Source organism: Streptomyces sp. NPDC104307, assembly GCF_055584045.1.
Map to the genome: position 1 here is coordinate 14,897 of NZ_JBVJMU010000023.1, position 18,860 is coordinate 33,756.

Genomic DNA, 18,860 nt, shown 5'->3' on the forward strand with positions numbered 1-18,860 from the left:
TCTGGCTATGGAGAATTAATGACCCCCAAGACCGGTGAACAGCTCGTGGGTGACAACGACATAGCCGTCGTGGGCATGGCGTGCCGACTTCCCGGAGCCGATACGCCCGAGGAATTCTGGCAGCTCCTCCGAACCGGAAACCACGGCATCACCCGGCAGGAGGACGGCACCTGGCGGGCCGCCCTGGAGAACCACGGCGAATTCGAAGCGGAATTCTTCGGGATGAGCCCGGCACAGGCCGCCGCCACCGACCCGCAGCAGCGCCTCGTACTCGAACTCGGCTGGGAGGCCCTGGAGCACGCCGGAATCGTCCCCGGCCGGCTCTCCGGCACCCGCACCGCCGTGTACGTCGGCGTCGCCTCCGACGACTACGCGGCCCTCTCCCACGCCCACGCCGAAGCCACCGGCGGCTACAGCGCGGCCGGCCTGCACCGGGCCATGACCGCCAACCGGCTCTCGTACCACCTCGGACTGCGCGGCCCCAGCATGGCCGTCGACACCGCCCAGTCCTCCTCGCTCGTCGCAGTCCACCTCGCCTGCGAGGGACTGCTCCGAGGCGAGAGCGACCTCGCCGTCGTCGCCGGCGTCAACCTCATCCTGTCCGGCCACAGCACCACCACCATGGAGCTGATGGGCGCCCTCTCTCCGGACGGCCGCTGCCACACCTTCGACGCCCGCGCCAATGGTTACGTACGCGGGGAGGGCGGCGTCTGCGTCGTCCTCAAGCCGCTGCGCCAGGCCCTCGCCGACGGCGACCGCGTCCACTGCGTCGTCAAGGGCGGCGCCATCAACAACGACGGCGGCGGCCCCAGCCTGACCACCCCGCACCGGGACGCCCAGGAGGCCGTCCTCCGCGAGGCGTACGAGCGCGCCGGCGTCCGCCCCGAGGACGTCCACTACGTCGAACTCCACGGCACCGGCACCCGCGCCGGCGACCCCGTGGAGGCCGCGGCCCTCGGCGCCGTCCTCGGCACCGCCCGCACCCCCGGCACCCCGCTCGTCGTCGGCTCCGCCAAGACCAACGTCGGCCACCTCGAAGGCGCCGCCGGCATCGTCGGCTTCCTCAAGACCGCGCTCGCCGTCCGAGAGGGCGAACTCCCGCCCAGCCTCAACTACGCGACCCCGAACCCCGACATCCCGCTCGACGAGCTGAACCTCACTGTCCAGACCGACCTGCGGACCTGGCCGACGGACGAGACGGACGGCTCCCGGCCGCGCCGGGCCGGCGTGTCCTCCTTCGGTATGGGCGGCACCAACGCGCACCTGGTGCTGGAGCAGGCCCCGGCCCCGCGCCCGGCCGAGCCCGCCACCCGTACCCTCCCCGTCCTCCCCGTCATCGTCACGGGCCGCACCGCGGAGGGCCTGCGCGACCAGGCCGCCCAGCTCAGCGCCCGCATCGAACACGGCCCGGAGCACGGCCTCCTGGACGTGGCCTGGACCCAGGCCGCCGCCCGCACCGTCTTCGGCCACCGCGCCGTGGTCCTGGCCGGCGACCGCGAGGAACTCCTCACCCGACTGGAGCGCTCCGCCGTCCACGGGGTCGCGGGCGAGACGGGTCGTGGGGTGTTGGTGTTTCCGGGTCAGGGGACGCAGTGGGTGGGGATGGGTGCGGGGCTGTTGGAGTCTTCGCCGGTGTTCGCTGCTCGGTTGCGTGAGTGTGCGGATGCGTTGGCGCCGTTTGTTGATTTTGATGTGGTGGAGGTGGTGGCTGCGGGGGGTTCGCTGGACGATGTGGGTGTGGTGCAGCCGGTGACGTGGGCTGTGATGGTGTCGCTTGCCGAGCTGTGGCGCTCGTTTGGTGTGGTGCCGGATGCGGTGGTGGGGCATTCGCAGGGTGAGATTGCGGCGGCTGCGGTGTCGGGGGCGTTGTCTTTGGAGGACGCGGCTCGTGTGGTGGCGTTGCGGGCGGGGGTGATCAGCCGTGAGCTGGCTGGTTTGGGTGGTATGGCGTCGATCCCGCTGCCGCTGGCCGAGGTTGAGGGACGTCTTGCCGGTGGCGAGTGGAGCGGCCGGTTGAGTGTGGCGGCGGTGAATGGTCCGTCGAGCACGGTGGTGTCGGGTGATGCCGATGCGATTACGGAGATCGTGGCCGCGTATCAGGGTGAGGGGGTGCGGGCTCGTCAGGTTCCGGTCGACTACGCCTCGCACTCCGCGCATGTGGAGCGGATCGAGGCCGAACTTCTTGATGTGCTGGCTCCGGTTACGCCGCGTCGTTCGGAGATTCCGTTCTATTCGACGGTGACGGGTGAGCTGACTGACACGACGGTGCTGGACGCGTCGTACTGGTACCGCAATCTCCGGCAGACGGTTCGTTTCGAGGAGACGGTCCGGCTGCTCCTGGAGCGGGGCTTCGGCACGTTTGTCGAGTCGAGTGCGCATCCGGTGCTTGGTATCGGTGTTCAGGAGTGTGCTGATGCGGCCGGGCTCGATGTGGTTGTCAGCGGTTCGTTGCGGCGGGAGGAGGGTGGCTGGGAGCGGTTCCTGACCTCGGCCGCCGAGTTGTTCGTCCGTGGCATCGACATCGACTGGACGGCTCTCTTCGAGGGCACCGGGGCCAGGATCGTCGACCTGCCCACCTACGCCTTCCAACGCAGCCGCCACTGGATCACCGAGGACGGCTCTGCGGAGCAGGGCCAGACATCCGAGGCCGATGCCGACGAGACCCTGCTCAGCCGCGAGCTGCGCGGTCGTTCCGAGGCCGAACAGCTCGACCACGTGCTGGAGCTGGTGCGCGTCCACGCCGCCGCTGTACGAGGCCGGGCCACCGGCGACTCGATCGCACCCGAGAAGACCTTCAAGCAGCAGGGCTTCGAGTCCGTCAACGGTATCGAGCTGCGCAACCGGCTGCGGGCCGCGACCGGCGTACGTCTGCCCGCCACCCTGATCTACGACTGCCCGACCCCGCTGGCCGTCGCCCAGCTGATTCGCGACGAAGCCGCCGAGGCCGCCACCGCGGCTCCGGCCGAGGTCCCGGCCCGCCGGGAGCAGCCGGCCTCCGGCCAGAACGAGGACGCCATCGCGATCGTGGGGATGGCGTGTCGCTTCCCGGGTGGAGTGGGTTCGCCGGAGGGGTTGTGGGAGTTGGTGTCGTCTGGGGTGGATGCGGTGTCGCCGTTCCCGGGTGACCGTGGTTGGGGTGTGGAGTCGCTGTTCGATCCGGAGCCGGGTGTTGCGGGGCGTTCGTATGTGCGTGAGGGAGGTTTCCTTCACGATGCGGGTGGGTTCGATGCCGGGTTCTTCGGTATTTCGCCGCGTGAGGCGGTGGCGATGGATCCGCAGCAGCGGTTGTTGCTGGAGACGTCGTGGGAGGCGTTGGAGCGGGCGGGTGTCCCGGCCGACTCGCTGAAGGGCTCCCGTACCGGCGTCTTCGTCGGCGCCATGACCCAGGAGTACGGGCCGCGCCTCTACGAGAACGCCCAGGGATCCGAGGGCTACTTGCTCACCGGCAACACGGCCAGCGTCATGTCCGGTCGTATCTCCTATGCGCTGGGTCTCGAAGGCCCGGCGGTGACGGTCGACACGGCTTGCTCCTCCTCGCTTGTGGCGCTCCACCTCGCCGCCCAGTCGCTGCGCTCGGGCGAGTGCGACTTCGCTCTGGCCGGCGGCGCCTCGGTGATGGCGAGTCCTGGCATGTTCGTGGAGTTCTCGCAGCAGCGTGGGTTGGCTTCGGACGGTCGGTGCAAGGCGTTCGCGGAGGGTGCGGACGGTACGGGGTGGGCCGAGGGTGTGGGTGTGCTGTTGGTGGAGCGGCTGTCGGACGCGGTGGCCCGGGGGCATCGTGTGCTGGCTGTGGTGCGGGGTTCGGCGGTGAATCAGGACGGTGCGAGTAATGGTCTGACGGCGCCGAATGGTCCTTCGCAGCAGCGGGTGATCAGGGCGGCTCTGGCCAATGCCGGTCTGGGGGCTGCGGATGTGGATGCGGTGGAGGCGCACGGGACGGGGACCCGGCTCGGTGATCCGATTGAGGCGCAGGCACTGCTGGCCACCTACGGGCGGCGTCCGGCGGAGCAGCCTTTGTGGCTGGGTTCGTTGAAGTCGAACATCGGTCATGCGCAGGCCGCCGCAGGTGTCGGCGGCGTCATCAAGATGGTGATGGCGTTGCAGGAGGGTGTGCTGCCGGCGACGTTGCATGTGGATGCCCCGTCCTCGCAGGTGGACTGGGACGCGGGTGCGGTCGAGCTGCTGACCGAGTCGCGTGCGTGGCCGGAGACCGGGCGTTCGCGTCGTGCGGGGGTGTCCGCGTTCGGTGTGAGCGGGACCAATGCCCACGTGATTCTGGAGCAGGCTCCTGTGCCGGATGTGGTGGCGGAGTCTGTGGTTCGTGAGTTGCCGGTGGTTCCGTTGGTGGTGTCCGCGAAGTCGGCGGCCGCTCTGGAGGCGCAGTCCTCCCGGCTGCGGGCCCGGATGCAGACGGATCCCGTGCTGCGTCCGCTCGATGTGGGTCTGAGTCTTGCTGCCGGGCGTTCGCACCTGGAGCACCGCTCGGTCTCCTTCGGTGATCTGAAGGTCGAGGGTGTGGCCGGGGAACCGGGTCGTGGGGTGTTGGTGTTTCCGGGTCAGGGGACGCAGTGGGTGGGGATGGGTGCGGGGCTGTTGGAGTCCTCGCCGGTGTTTGCTGCCCGGTTGCGTGAGTGTGCGGATGCGTTGGCGCCGTTTGTTGACTTCGACGTGGTTGAGGTGGTGGCTGCGGGGGGTTCGCTGGACGATGTGGGTGTGGTGCAGCCGGTGACGTGGGCTGTGATGGTGTCGCTTGCTGAGTTGTGGGCTTCGTTTGGTGTGGTGCCGGATGCGGTGGTGGGGCATTCGCAGGGGGAGATCGCGGCGGCTGCTGTTTCGGGGGCGCTGTCTTTGGAGGATGCGGCCCGTGTGGTGGCGTTGCGGGCGGGTGTGATCGGCCGTGAGCTGGCTGGGTTGGGGGGTATGGCGTCGATCCCGCTGCCGCTCGTGCAGGTTGAGGAACGCCTTGCCGATGCCGAGTGGACCGGCCGGCTGAGCGTGGCCGCCGTCAACGGGCCTTCCAGCACGGTGGTGTCGGGTGATGCCGACGCGATTACGGAGATTGTGGCCGCGTATCAGGGTGAGGGGGTGCGGGCTCGTCAGGTTCCGGTCGACTACGCCTCGCACTCCGCGCATGTGGAGCGGATCGAGGCCGAGCTTCTTGATGTGCTCGCTCCGGTTACGCCGCGTCGTTCGGAGATTCCGTTCTATTCGACGGTGACCGGTGAGCTGGTTGATACGACGGTGCTGGACGCCTCGTACTGGTACCGCAATCTCCGCCAGACCGTTCGCTTCGAGGAGACCGTCCGGCTGCTCCTGGACCGGGGCTTCGGCACCTTCGTCGAGTCCAGTGCCCACCCTGTGCTGATCATGGGTATCCAGGAGACCGCCGAGGGCAAGGATGTCCTGACCAGTGGTTCGCTGCGGCGTGAGGAGGGCGGCTGGGAGCGGTTCTTGACCTCGGCCGCCGAGTTGTTCGTCCGTGGCATCGACATCGACTGGAGTGCCCTCTTCGAGGACACCGGGGCCAGGATCGTCGACCTGCCCACCTACGCCTTCCAGCACGAGCACTACTGGCTGGAGCCCTCTGCCCAGCCCGTCCCCGCCGCCAAGGCCTCCGGTACGGACTCCTGGCGCTACCGCACCACCTGGAAGGGTCTGAGCGCCAAGAACCCCGCCGCCCGCCTCTCCGGGCGCTGGCTGCTCGTCCTCCCCGAAGGCACCGCTGAACTCGCCGACGCGGCCGAGGCCACCCTCGTCCGGCACGGCGCCCGCACCGAACGCCTGACCCTGGACACCCTCACCGCCACCCGCGAGACCCTGGCCGGCCGGCTGGACTCGTACCGGACCGAGGGCGAAACCTTCGACGGAGTACTGTCCCTCCTCCCGCTGGCAGGAGGCACGGAGGCGGTTCTCGCCTCCCTCGCGCTCCTACAGGCCGCTGCCGACACCGACCTCGCCCCGGCCGGGGTGTGGGCCCTGACCAGGCAGGCCGTGTCCGTCGCCCCCGGCGAGCTGCCCGAGGACTCCGGGGCGCAGGTGTGGGCCCTCGCCCGCGTCGCCGCGCTCGAACTGCCCGCCCTCTGGGGAGGTGTCGTCGACCTGCCCGCGCAGCCCGACGCCCGCGCCTTCGACCGGATGGCCGCCGCGCTGGCCCAGGGCGGCCGCCCCGGCGCCGAGGACCAGGTCGCCGTCCGCGCCTCCGGCTCCTACGGCCGCCGGGTGACCCGTGCGGGTCAGTCCGCCGGGACGGCCGAGGGCGCCCGCTGGACGGCCCGTGGCACTGTCCTGGTGACGGGTGGCACGGGTGCTCTCGGTGCTCATGTGGCCCGGTGGCTCGCCGGGGCCGGGGCGGGGCATCTGGTGCTGACCGGGCGTCGTGGTCCGGATGCTCCGGGGGCTGCCGGGCTGGCCGAGGAACTGCGTGCCCTGGGCGCCGAAGTCACCCTCGCCGCCTGTGACGTCTCCGACCGTGAGGCGCTGGCCGCCCTCCTCGACGCCCACCCGCCCACCGCCGTCTTCCACACCGCAGGCGTGCTCGACGACGGGGTGATCGGTTCCGTTACCGCCGAGGCCTACCGAGGGGTCCGGGCCCCGAAGGCCGAGGCGGCGCACCACCTGCACGAACTCACCCGCGACCGAGGCCTGGAACTGGATGCCTTCGTCCTCTTCTCCTCCGTCACCGGCACCTGGGGCAACGGCGGACAGGCCGCCTACGCCGCGGCCAACGCCTCCCTCGACGTCCTCGCGGAACAGCGCCGCGCCGAGGGCCTGCCCGCCACCTCCATAGCCTGGGGCCTGTGGGGTGGCGGCGGCATGGCCGAGGGCGCCGGCGAGGAGAGCCTGAGCCGCCGAGGCATCAGGGCCATGGACCCCGACGAAGGCATCGAGGCCCTCCACCGCGCTCTCGACCTGGGCGATACCTGCGTCACCGTCCTGGACGTCGACTGGGCCGACTTCGCCCCGCGCACCGCCGCGCTGCGCCCCGGGCCCGTCTTCGACACCGTGCCGGAAGCCCGGCACGCGCTGGAGGAGGCGCGGCAGCAGGCCCCCGCCGGGGCCTCCGTGGGCCCCGCCGACGGACTGGCCCAACGGCTCGCCGCACTCCCCGAGGCCGAACGGACCCGGACGCTGGTCGAGCTCGTGCGCGGCGAGGCCGCAGCGGTGCTGCGGCACCCGAGCACCGACGCCATCCGCGCCGACCGGGCGTTCAAGGACACCGGCTTCGACTCCCTCACCGCGCTGGAGCTGCGCAACCGCATCGCCGGTGCCACCGGTCTGCGGCTGCCCGCCACCGTCGTGTTCGACCGCCCCAACCCGGGCGCACTCGCTGCTTACCTGCTCGGCAAGCTCCTCGGAGACACCCCCGCAGCGGCTCCCGCCCCGGCCCCCGCCGTTCGAGCGGCCGGGGACGCCGAGGACCCGATCGTGATCGTGAGCATGGCCTGCCGCTTCCCCGGCGAGGCCGACACCCCCGAGGCGCTGTGGGACCTGGTCATGGCCGAGCGCGACGTCATCGGCGCCGCGCCCACCGACCGCGGCTGGAACCTCGACGAGGTCTACGAGCCCGACCCGGAGTCGGGCCGCCGCGGCACCACGTATGTCCGCGAGGGCGGGTTCCTCCACGAGGCAGCCGAGTTCGACGCCGAGTTCTTCGGGATCTCGCCGCGCGAGGCCCTGGTGATGGACCCGCAGCAGCGGCTCCTGCTCGAAACCTCCTGGGAGGCCCTGGAGCGGGCCGGCATCGACCCACTGTCCCTGCGCGGCACCCGTACCGGTGTGTACGTGGGCCTCACCCACCAGGAGTACGCCTCCCGGCTGCACGAGGCGTCCGAGGAGCACGAGGGCTACCTGCTCACCGGCAAGTCCGCGAGCGTGGTCTCCGGGCGCATCTCGTACGTGCTCGGCCTCGAAGGCCCCTCCGTCTCCGTGGATACCGCCTGCTCCTCCTCCCTGGTCACCCTGCACATGGCCGCGCAGGCCGTTCGCGCGGGGGAGTGCGACCTCGCTCTCGCCGGCGGTGTGACGGTCATGGCCGCCCCCGGCCTGTTCGTGGAGTTCTCCCGGCAGCGCGGGCTCGCCGTCGACGGCCGCAGCAAGGCCTTCGCCGACGCCGCCGACGGCACCAGCTGGGCCGAGGGCGCGGGCATGGTCGCCGTCGAGCGGCTGTCGGAAGCCGTCCGCCAGGGCCACCGGGTGCTCGCCGTCATCCGCGGCGACGCCGTCAACCAGGACGGCGCCAGCAACGGCCTCACCGCCCCCAACGGCCCCTCCCAGGAGCGGGTCATCCGCCAGGCCCTGGCCAACGCCGGTCTGGGAACCGCGGACGTGGACGTGGTCGAGTCGCACGGTACGGGGACCAGGCTCGGTGACCCGATCGAGGCGCAGGCACTGCTGGCCACCTACGGGCAGCGCCCGGCGGAGCAGCCGCTGTGGCTGGGCTCGTTGAAGTCGAACATCGGCCACCCGCAGGCCGCCGCTGGTGTGGGTGGTGTCATCAAGATGGTGATGGCGCTCCAGGAGGGTGTGCTGCCACGGACGTTGCATGTGGATGCGCCGTCCTCGCAGGTCGACTGGGACGCGGGTGCGGTCGAGCTGCTGACCGAGACCCGACCGTGGCCGGAGACCGGGCGTCCACGTCGTGCGGGCGTGTCCGCGTTCGGTGTGAGCGGGACCAACGCTCACGTCATCCTGGAACAGGCCCCCGTGCCGGATGCGGTGGCGGAGTCCGTGGTTCGTGAGTTGCCGGTGGTTCCGTTGGTGGTGTCCGCGAAGTCGAGGCCGGCGCTCAAGCTCCAGGCTGAGCGGTTGCGGGCCCGTCTTGGGGCGGAGGGTGCGCCGGGTCTGTTGGATGCCGGGTATTCGCTGGTGACGTCGCGGTCGGTGTTCGAGCACCGTCAGGTCGCGCTTGGTGACCGGGTCGTCGAGGACTCGGTGGGTCCGGTGGGCCGTCGGGTGTTGGTGTTTCCGGGTCAGGGGACGCAGTGGGTGGGGATGGGTGCGGGGTTGTTGGAGTCTTCGCCGGTGTTTGCTGCTCGGTTGCGTGAGTGTGCGGATGCGTTGGCGCCGTTTGTTGATTTCGATGTGGTGGAGGTGGTGGCTGCGGGGGGTTCGTTGGACGATGTGGGTGTGGTGCAGCCGGTGACGTGGGCTGTGATGGTGTCGCTTGCTGAGTTGTGGCGTTCGTTTGGTGTGGTGCCGGATGCGGTGGTGGGGCATTCGCAGGGGGAGATTGCGGCGGCTGCTGTGTCGGGGGCGTTGTCTCTGGAGGATGCGGCTCGTGTGGTGGCGTTGCGGGCGGGTGTGATCGGCCGCGAGCTGGCGGGTTTGGGGGGTATGGCGTCGATTCCGTTGCCGTTGCCGGAGGTTGAGGAACGTCTTGCCGGTGGCGAGTGGAGCGGCCGGTTGAGTGTGGCGGCGGTGAATGGTCCGTCGAGCACGGTGGTGTCCGGTGACGCCGATGCGATCACGGAGATCGTGGCCGCGTACCAGGGCGAGGGGGTGCGGGCTCGTCAGGTTCCGGTCGACTACGCCTCGCACTCCGCGCATGTGGAGCGGATCGAGGCCGAACTTCTTGATGTGCTCGCACCGGTCACGCCGCGCCGTTCGGAGATTCCGTTCTATTCGACGGTGACCGGTGAGCTGGTTGATACGACGGTGCTCGACGCCTCGTACTGGTACCGCAATCTCCGCCAGACCGTTCGCTTCGAGGAGACCGTCCGGCTGCTCCTGGAGCGAGGCTTCGGCACCTTCGTCGAATCCAGTGCCCACCCTGTGCTGATCATGGGTATCCAGGAGGCCGCCGAGGGCAAGGATGTCCTGGCCGGTGGTTCGTTGCGGCGTGAGGAGGGTGGCTGGGAGCGGTTCCTGACCTCGGCCGCCGAGCTGTTCGTCCGTGGCATCGACATCGGCTGGACGGCTCTCTTCGACGGCACCGGGGCCAGGACCGTCGACCTGCCCACCTACGCCTTCCAACGCAGCCGCCACTGGGCGCCGACCTCGCCCGCAGGCGTCGGCGATGCCGCGGCCGCCCGCTTCGGCATGGTGTGGGAGACCCACCCGCTGCTCGGCGGCGCGCTGCCGGTCGCCTCGACCGGCGAGACGGTGTTCGCCGGCCGGATCTCGCTCACCGAGCACCCGTGGATCGCTGACCACGCTGTCCGAGGCCGGACCCTGTTGCCCGGCACGGCCTTCGTCGAGCTCGCCCTGCACGCCGCAGCCGCGACCGGCTGCGCCACCGTGGAGGAGCTTTCCCTGGAGGCTCCGCTCGTCCTCGACGGCCACCGCGCCGCGCAGGTCCAGGTGCGCGTGGAGACCGCAGACGAGCAGGGCCGCCGGCGGCTGACCATCCACTCCCGCCCCGAGGACACCGCCGGCACCGAAGAAGCCGCGTGGACCCGGCACGGCGAGAGCCTCGTTGCCCCCGCCGCCCCATCCGCCCCCTCGGCCGCCGTGGACTGGGCCACCTCCTGGCCGCCCACAGGCGCCGAGAAACTCGAACCCGCCGACGTATACGGGCAGTTCTCGGATCTCGGCTACGAGTACGGCGAGGTCTTCGCCGGCATCGAGGCCCTGTGGCGCGGTGACGGCGAGGTGTTCGCGGAGATCCGGCTGCCCGCTCGGGCTCGGGCCGACGCGGCCGGCTACGGCGTGCATCCCGCGCTGCTCGACGCGGCTCTGCAACCCTGGCTGGCCGGTGGGCTGCTCGACGTGCCGGACGGCTCCGTGCTGCTGCCGTTCGCGTGGAAGGGCGTCACCCTGCACGCGGCGGGCGCGGACTCGCTGCGCGTGCGCATCACCCCTGCTGGGGAGGGCGCGGTACGCCTTGAGGCCACGGACCTCACCGCGGCCCCCGTCCTCACCCTGGACGCCCTCGTGATGCGGCCCCTGGCGCAGGACCGCCTGGACGCGCTGCTCGGCGCCGCCGCCGACAGCGGGTTCCCCCTCTACCGCGTGGCCTGGCAGCGGACCGCCGGCCGCCCCTCGGCCGAGTCGCCGGCCCGACTGGCGGTACTCGGCACCGACGGCTTCGGTCTCGCCGCCGCAGGCCTCGCCGGAGCCGGGGTGCACGCGGACGCGGCGGCACTGCGCGCCGCCGTCGACGCGGGCGCCGCCCCGCCGGACGCCGTGGTCGCGCAGTTCCCGGCCGATCCGGAGACCAGGCCAGAAGACGTGCGCGCCCTCACCGCCCGGGGCCTGGCGCTGGTGCAGGACTGGCTCGACCAGGACGGGCCCCTCGCGGAGGTCCCCCTGACCGTGCTGACCGGGCAGGCGCTCGCGGCCACCGCGGACGACACCGTGGACGGACTCGCGGCTGCCGGCCTCTGGGGGCTCGTACGGTCCGCCCAGACCGAACACCCGGGCCGGTTCGTGCTCGTCGACACCGACGGCACGCCCGCCTCGGCGGACGCGCTCGCGGCGATGCCCGCCACCGGCGAGACCCAGTTCGCCCTGCGGTCCGGCGAGGTACTCGTACCGGCCCTCACCCGCGCGACGACCACCGGGACCGAGACCGGGGGCGGGGCCGAGACCGATCACACCGGGGCCGCGTTCGACCCCGAAGGGACCGTGCTGGTCACCGGGGCGACCGGCACCCTGGGCCGGCTGCTCGTTCGCCACCTCGTCATCGCCCACGGCGCCCGCAGACTGCTGCTCGTCAGCCGCAGCGGCCGGAACGCGGCCGGAGCCGCCGAGCTGGAAGAGGAACTGACCGCGCTCGGCGCCCGCGTCGAGATCGCCGCCTGTGACATGGCCGATCGCCCCGCCGTCGCGGCCCTGCTCGCCGCCCTTGACCCGGCGCACCCGCTGACCGCCGTCATCCACGCGGCCGGCGTGCTCGACGACGGGGCGCTCACCGCCCTCGACGCCGAGCGGCTGAACACCGTACTGCGGCCCAAGGCCGATGCCGCTCTGCACCTGCACGAGCTGACCCGCGGCCTGCCGCTGTCCGCCTTCGTGCTGTTCTCCGGCGCCGCCGGCCTCCTCGGCCGCCCCGGCCAGGCCAACTACGCCGCAGCCAACACCTTCCTGGACGCCCTGGCGCAGCACCGCCGCGCGACCGGGCTGCCCGCAGTCTCCCTGGCCTGGGGACTGTGGGGCGAGGCCAGCGGAATGACCGGGCACCTCTCCGAGGCCGACCTGCGCCGTATGCGACGCTCCGGCATCGCCCCCATGACCAACGAGCAAGGTCTCGCCCTCTTCGACCTGGCCTTCGCGAGTCAGGGAGACCCGGACGGCGACGCCCTCCTCGTACCGCTGCGCCTGGACGCTCAGGCCCTGCGGCGTGAGCGGGCCGCGCACGGCCCCGAAGCCGTCCCCGCCCTGCTGCGTGAACTGGTCCCGGCGCCCGCCGCCCCGAGGGGCGCGGCCGTCGCACCGGCAGCCGCGTCGGCCACCGCGGCCGCCACCGGCTCCAGCTCCGGTGAGAGCGCCGCCCAGGCGCTGACCCGGCGCCTCGCGCCGCTCGGCGCCGCCGCCCGGGGCCGGGAGCTGCTGGCCCTGGTCCGGGCCGAGGTGGCCGCCGTACTCGGCTTCGCCGGGCCCGAGGCGGTCGAACCGGCCCGCGCCTTCCGCGAGATCGGCTTCGACTCCCTGACCGCGGTCGAACTCCGCAACCGGCTCAACGCCGCGACCGGACTGCGCCTGGCCGCCTCCCTGGTCTTCGACCACCCCACCGCCCAGGCCGTCGCCACGCACGTCGGCGAGGAGCTGGACACCGCCGCGGGCGGCGGCCGGGAGGCCGGCGAGGCCGCCCTCGCCGGACTGGAGGCACTGGAGGCCGCCGTGACCGGGCTCGCCGAGGACGACATCCGCCGCGAGGTCGTCCACCGTCGGCTGGCCGCCCTGGTCACCGTCCTGGGCGGGCACCCGGCCGGCACGGCCGCCACCCCCGAGCCGGCGCTCGAACTCGCCGACGACGAACTTTTCGCCTTCATCGAGGAGCAGTTGTGACGGGAAGCGCCGCCAACGGCACCAGCACCAGCACCGACGACGCCGGCAGCACCGACAGGATCCGCGACTACCTCAAGCGGGTGACCGCGGAGCTCGTCACCACCCGCACCCGGCTGCGCGCCGCCGAAGAGGCCGCAGAGGCCGCCCGGGAACCGATCGCCATCGTCTCGATGAGCTGCCGCCTCCCCGGCGGCGCCGACACCCCCGAGGCGCTCTGGAAGCTCCTGGAGTCCGGCACCGACGTCGTCTCCGCGCTGCCCGAGGACCGCGGCTGGGATCTGGAGGCGCTCTACGACCCGGACCCGGACGCGCACGGCACCAGCTACGCCCGCGAAGGCGGATTCCTCTACGACTGCGCGGAGTTCGACCCGGAGTTCTTCGGGATCTCCCCGCGCGAGGCCCTCGCCATGGACCCGCAGCAGCGGCTCCTCCTCGAAACCTCCTGGGAGGCCCTGGAGCGGGCAGGGCTCGATCGCGACGCCGTGTGCGACAGCCGTACGGGCGTGTACGCGGGCGTGATGTACGACGACTACGGTGCCCGTGTCCCGCACGTTCCCGGTGGCCGCATACCCGAGGGCCTTGAGGGCTACCTCGTCAACGGCAGTGCCGGCAGCGTCGCCTCCGGCCGGATCTCCTACACCTTCGGACTGCGCGGCCCCGCCGTCACCGTCGACACCGCCTGCTCCTCCTCGCTCGTCGCCGTCCACCTGGCCGCGCAGGCCCTGCGCGCCGGGGAGTGCGACCTCGCGCTGGCGGGCGGCGCGACCGTCCTGTCCACGCCGACGATGTTCATCGACTTCTCCCGGCAGCGCGGGCTCGCCCCGGACGGCCGCTGCAAGGCGTTCGCCGACGGCGCCGACGGCACCGGATTCGGCGAGGGCGCCGGCATGCTGCTGCTCCAACGGCTCTCCGACGCCCGGCGCGAAGGCCGTACCGTCCTGGCCGTCATCCGGGGTTCCGCCGTCAACCAGGACGGCACCGGAGCGGGCCTCACCGCCCCCAACGGTCCCGCCCAGCAGCGGGTCATCCGCGCCGCCCTGGCCAGTGGCCGGCTCACCGCCGACCAGGTCGACGCCGTCGAGGCACACGGCACCGGCACCAGTCTCGGCGATCCCATCGAGGCACAGGCCCTGCTCGCCACGTACGGCCAGGGCCGGCCGGCCTCGTCGCCGCTGCTGCTCGGCTCCCTCAAGTCCAACATCGGGCACACGCAGGCCGCCGCGGGCGTCGCGGGCGTCATCAAGACCGTGCTGGCACTGCGGCACGGCGCCCTGCCCCGGACCCTCCACGCCGAGGCGCCGTCCACCCGGATCGACTGGTCGGCCGGCGCGGTCTCGCTCCTCAGCGAGCACACCCCATGGCCCGAGCGGCCGGGCGAGCCCCGCCGGGCCGGAGTCTCCGCGTTCGGCGCCAGCGGCACCAACGCCCACGTCATCCTGGAGGAGGACCGGGCACCGGCCGAGCCCGCACCGGCTGGGACACCGGTTGTCCCCGCACCGACCGGGGCACCCGCCGAGCCCGCACCGACCGGGACACCGGCCGTCCCCGCACCGGCCGTCCCCGCACCCACCCCCGCCCCCGAGGACGGGGAGGACCCGGCGAACCGCCCGGCCTCCGGCAGCCTCGCCTGGGCTCTTTCCGCCCGCGACGGGGTCGCCCTGCGCGCCCAGGCCCGGCGGCTCGCCGGACACCTCGCCGCCGCCGACCGCGCCGGGAACCCGGCCGACCCGGCCGCCGTGGCCTCCGTACTCGCCCACTCCCGCACCGCGTTCCCCCAGCGCGCCGTGGTGCTCGGGGCGGATACCGGTGAACTACTGTGCGGGGTCGAGTCCCTGGCCGCCGGCGAGGGCCTCGACCCGGCCCGCGTGGTCACCGGCCGCGCAGCCGCCGGCCGCCGCACCGCCTTCCTCTTCACCGGCCAGGGCAGCCAGCGCCCCGGCATGGGACGCGAACTGTACGAGTCCCAGCCGGTGTTCGCCCGCAGCCTCGACGAGATCTGTGCCGCGTTCGACCCACACCTGCGGCGTCCGCTGCGCGAGGTGATGTTCGCCGGGCCCGGCTCCGCCGACGCCGCGCTGCTCGACCGCACCGAGTACACCCAGCCCGCGCTGTTCGCCCTGGAGGCCGCCCTTTACGCCCTTGTCACCTCCCGGGGCCTGCACCCGGAGGCCGTGGCCGGGCACTCCGTCGGCGAGATCACCGCCGCCCATGTCGCCGGCGTGCTCACCCTCGCCGACGCGGCCCGACTGATCGCCGCCCGGGGCCGCCTCATGGACGAGCTGCCCGGCGGCGGCGCCATGGGTGCCATCGCCGCGAGCGCGGAGGAGATCGCGCCCCAACTCGTCGGGCGCGAGGCCGAACTCGACCTCGCCGCCGTCAACGGACCCAACGCCGTCGTCGTCGCCGGGGACGGGGACGCCGTCGGCGAACTGGTCGAGCACTGGAAGAGCCGCGGTCGAGCCGCCAAGCTCCTGAAGGTCAGTCACGCCTTCCACTCGCCGCACATGGACGGCATGTTGACACAGTTCGAAACGATCGCTCGCGGTCTCGAATACAGACTGCCCAAGATTTCTGTCATGTCGAACCTGACCGGAGAGATCGCGGAAGGCGACGTGCTGGGCGCGGACCACTGGGTCCGCCACGCGCGCCGCCCGGTGCGGTTCCTCGACGGTCTGCGCGCCCTGCGCGCCGAAGGCATCGACACCTTCGTCGAACTCGGCCCCGAGGCCGTCCTCACCGCGATGAGCCGCGCCGTCCTCGACACCGACGAGCCGGACCGGCGGCAGGCGGGCCCGGCCCCCGTCAGCTTCTCCGTACTGCGCCGGGGCCGCCCCGAGGCCACCGCCTTCGAGCAGGCCATGGCCACCGCCCACGTGCACGGTCTGCCCGTGGCCACCGCCCCCGCGCCGAGCCCCGGTACCGGTACCGCCCTGGCAGCCCAACTGCCCACGTACGCCTTCCAACGCAGCCGCTACTGGCTCGACGCCCCCGCCCCGCAGGCCCCCCTGTCCGCCGCCGGCCTCTCCCCGGCCGGCCACCCCCTGCTGGCCGCCGTCGTCGCGCTCCCCGACGCCCGGGGCACCGTGTGGACGGCCACCCTGTCCACCCGCACCCACCCGTGGACCGCGGACCACACCCTCGCGGGCCGGCCGGTGCTCCCCGGCACCGCCCTCCTCGAACTCGCCCTGACCGCCGCCGGCGAGGACGGCGTCGCGGAACTCGCCTTCGAGAACCCGCTCGTGCTGCCGGAGGACGCGCCCGTACGGCTGCGCCTGTGGCACGGCCCGGCCTCCGCCGACGGCACCCGGCCGGTCGCCGTCCACTCCGCCCCGGCCGGTGACCGGGCCGAGGACCCCGCCGACGACGGCTGGACCCTGCACGCCACCGGCCGCACCGAGCCCGCCGCCCGGCCCGCCGACGGCCCCGACCTCACGGGCCTGACCGGCACCTGGCCGCCCGAGGGCGCCGAACCCGTCGCACTCGACGGGGAGTACGAGCGGTTCGCCGAGGCCGGCATCGGCTACGGCCTCGCCTTCCAGGGCCTGCGCGCCGCCTGGCGGCTCGGCGAGGACGTCTACGCGTACGCCGCCCTGCCCGAGCCCGAGACGGCCGAGGCGCCCGGATACGGGATCCACCCCGCCCTCCTCGATTCCGCCCTGCACGCCGTCACCGCCACCCGCGAGGACGCCCACGGGCTCGTCCCCTTCGCCTGGACCGGCGTCACCCTGTACGCAGCGGGCGCCGACGCCCTGCGGATCCGGATCTCCCCGGCCGGCCCCGACTCCGTCGCGGTCACCGCCGCCGACCCCGGAGGCCGGGCCGTTTTCGCCGCCCGGTCCCTCGCCATGCGCCGCGTCTCCGCCGACCGCGTCTCCGCCGACCGCGTCGCGGCCGAACTGCTGCTGCGCCCCGACTGGAGCCCACTGCGAGCCGCGCCCGCCACCGGGGCGGCCACCGTCCAGGGCACCGACTGGTACCTCCTGGGCGACCACGACCCGGCTGTGGCCGAGGCCCTGACCGCCGCCGGCACGCGCCCACGGCACTGCGCCGACCTGACGGACCTGGACGGCGTACACGCCGAGGACGGCACACCCGTCCAGGTGCTCGCCGACCTGCGCGGAGCACAGGACCCGCACGAGGCTGGGGCCCGCGCCCTCGCACTCGCCCGGTCCTGGCTCCTGGCCGCACACCTCGCCGGGGCCCGCCTGACCCTGCTCACCCACGGCGCCGTCGACTGCGCCGGTCCCGTCACCGACCCCGCGGCCGCCGCGGCCTGGGGCCTGCTGCGCTCCGCGCGGACCGAACACCCCGGTCGTCTCGCCCTCGTCGACCTCGACACCGCCCCGGCCTCGTACGCCGCCCTGCCCGCCGCCCTCACCCGCGGCGACGCACCCGGCCAGCTCGCCCTGCGCGACGGCACCCCGCACACCCCGACCGCTGTCCGCGCCGAACCCGGCACCGGCACTGGCACTGGCACCGGCCGCGAAACCGGCACCGGCAGCGAACCCGGCACCGGCACCGTCTGGAATCCCGAGGGCACCGTCCTGGTCACCGGCGGCACCGGCGGCCTCGGCTCCGTCGTCGCCCGCCACCTGGTCCACCGGCACGGCGTACGCCGACTGCTGCTGACCAGCAGGCGCGGCCCGGACGCCCCAGAGGCGGCCCGGCTCACCGCCGAACTCACCGAGGCCGGCGCCTCCGTCCGCGTCGCCGCCTGCGACGCCGCCGACCGCGAGGCCCTCGGCGCGCTCCTCGCGGAACTGCCCGCCGCCCACCCCCTGACCGGCGTGGTCCACACCGCGGGCGTCCTCGACGACGGCCTGGTCACCGCCCAGGACGCCGACCGCCTCGCCGCCGTACTGCGGCCCAAGGCCGACGCCGTCCGGGTCCTGCACGAACTCACCCGCGACCGCGACCTCGACGCGTTCGTGCTCTTCTCCTCAGCGGCCGGGTTCCTCGGCAGCGCCGGGCAGGCCACCTACGCCGCCGCCAACGCCTACCTGGACGCCTTCGCCTCCTGGCGGCGCGCCCAGGGCCTGCCCGCCCTATCCCTCGCCTGGGGCCCCTGGGCCGGCGAGGGCATGGCCGGCGAACTCTCCGGGGCCGACGCCGCCCGGCTCCGCCGCAGCGGGCTCGTCCCCCTCTCGCACCCGGAGGCCCTCGCCCTCTTCGACGCGGCCTGCACCCGCGAGGAACCGGTCCTGATGCCCCTGCGCATCGACCCCGCCGCGGCCCGCGACGCGGGCAGCGCACTGCCCGAGGTCCTGCGCACCCTCACCGGATCCACCCCCCGCCGCCCGGCCGCGCGCACCGCGCGGCCGACCGCCGGGACCACGGACACGGAGCGGCCCGCCGGGTTCGCCGACCGGGTCGCGGCACTGCCCCGGGCCGAACGCGCCGCGTTCCTCCTCGATCTCGTACGCACCGAGGTGGCGGCCGTGCTCGGTCATGCCGGCCCGGCCGAAATCGTTCCGAACCGCAGCTTCAACGAAGCCGGCTTCGACTCGCTCACCGCCGTGGAGCTGCGCAACCGGCTCACGGAGGCCACCGGACTGCGGCTGACCGCGACCCTGGTCTTCGACCATCCGACGCCCCTGGCCCTCGCTGAACACCTCGACGGGGAACTGCCGGGCGCAGAGGCCTCCGTACTCGCCCTGCTCGACCAGCTCACCGAGGCCGCGAGCCGGGCCGGCAGTCTGCCGGACCTCGGAGAAGAGGCCCGGCAGACCATGGCCGACCGCCTCGCGGCACTGCTCGCCGACCTCGGCACCGCCGCCGCGGACCCGGCCGGACACACCCCGGATCCGGACGCCCCGGACACCGGCGACGTCACCGAACTACTCCATTCCGCCTCCGACGACGAGCTGTTCCAGCTGTTCGACAATGACTTCCGCACTGCCTGAAGTCCGGCA

The 18,860-nt window shown here is 73.2% G+C and carries 2 protein-coding genes; both read left to right on the top strand.

All coding sequences use genetic code 11. The features are described 5' to 3' along the window. The first annotated feature begins 18 nt into the window (after window positions 1–18). A complete protein-coding gene (locus ACZ601_RS35855; RefSeq protein WP_469545734.1) occupies window positions 19–12,948 on the top strand; it encodes an SDR family NAD(P)-dependent oxidoreductase in 12,930 nt (4,309 codons plus the stop codon). Then, window positions 12,945–18,851: a type I polyketide synthase gene (locus ACZ601_RS35860; protein WP_469545737.1), complete on the top strand. Its 5,907-nt coding sequence runs from the start codon at window positions 12,945–12,947 to the stop codon at window positions 18,849–18,851. The genes ACZ601_RS35855 and ACZ601_RS35860 overlap by 4 nt, the downstream gene beginning before the upstream one ends. Window positions 18,852–18,860: the final 9 nt, after the last annotated feature.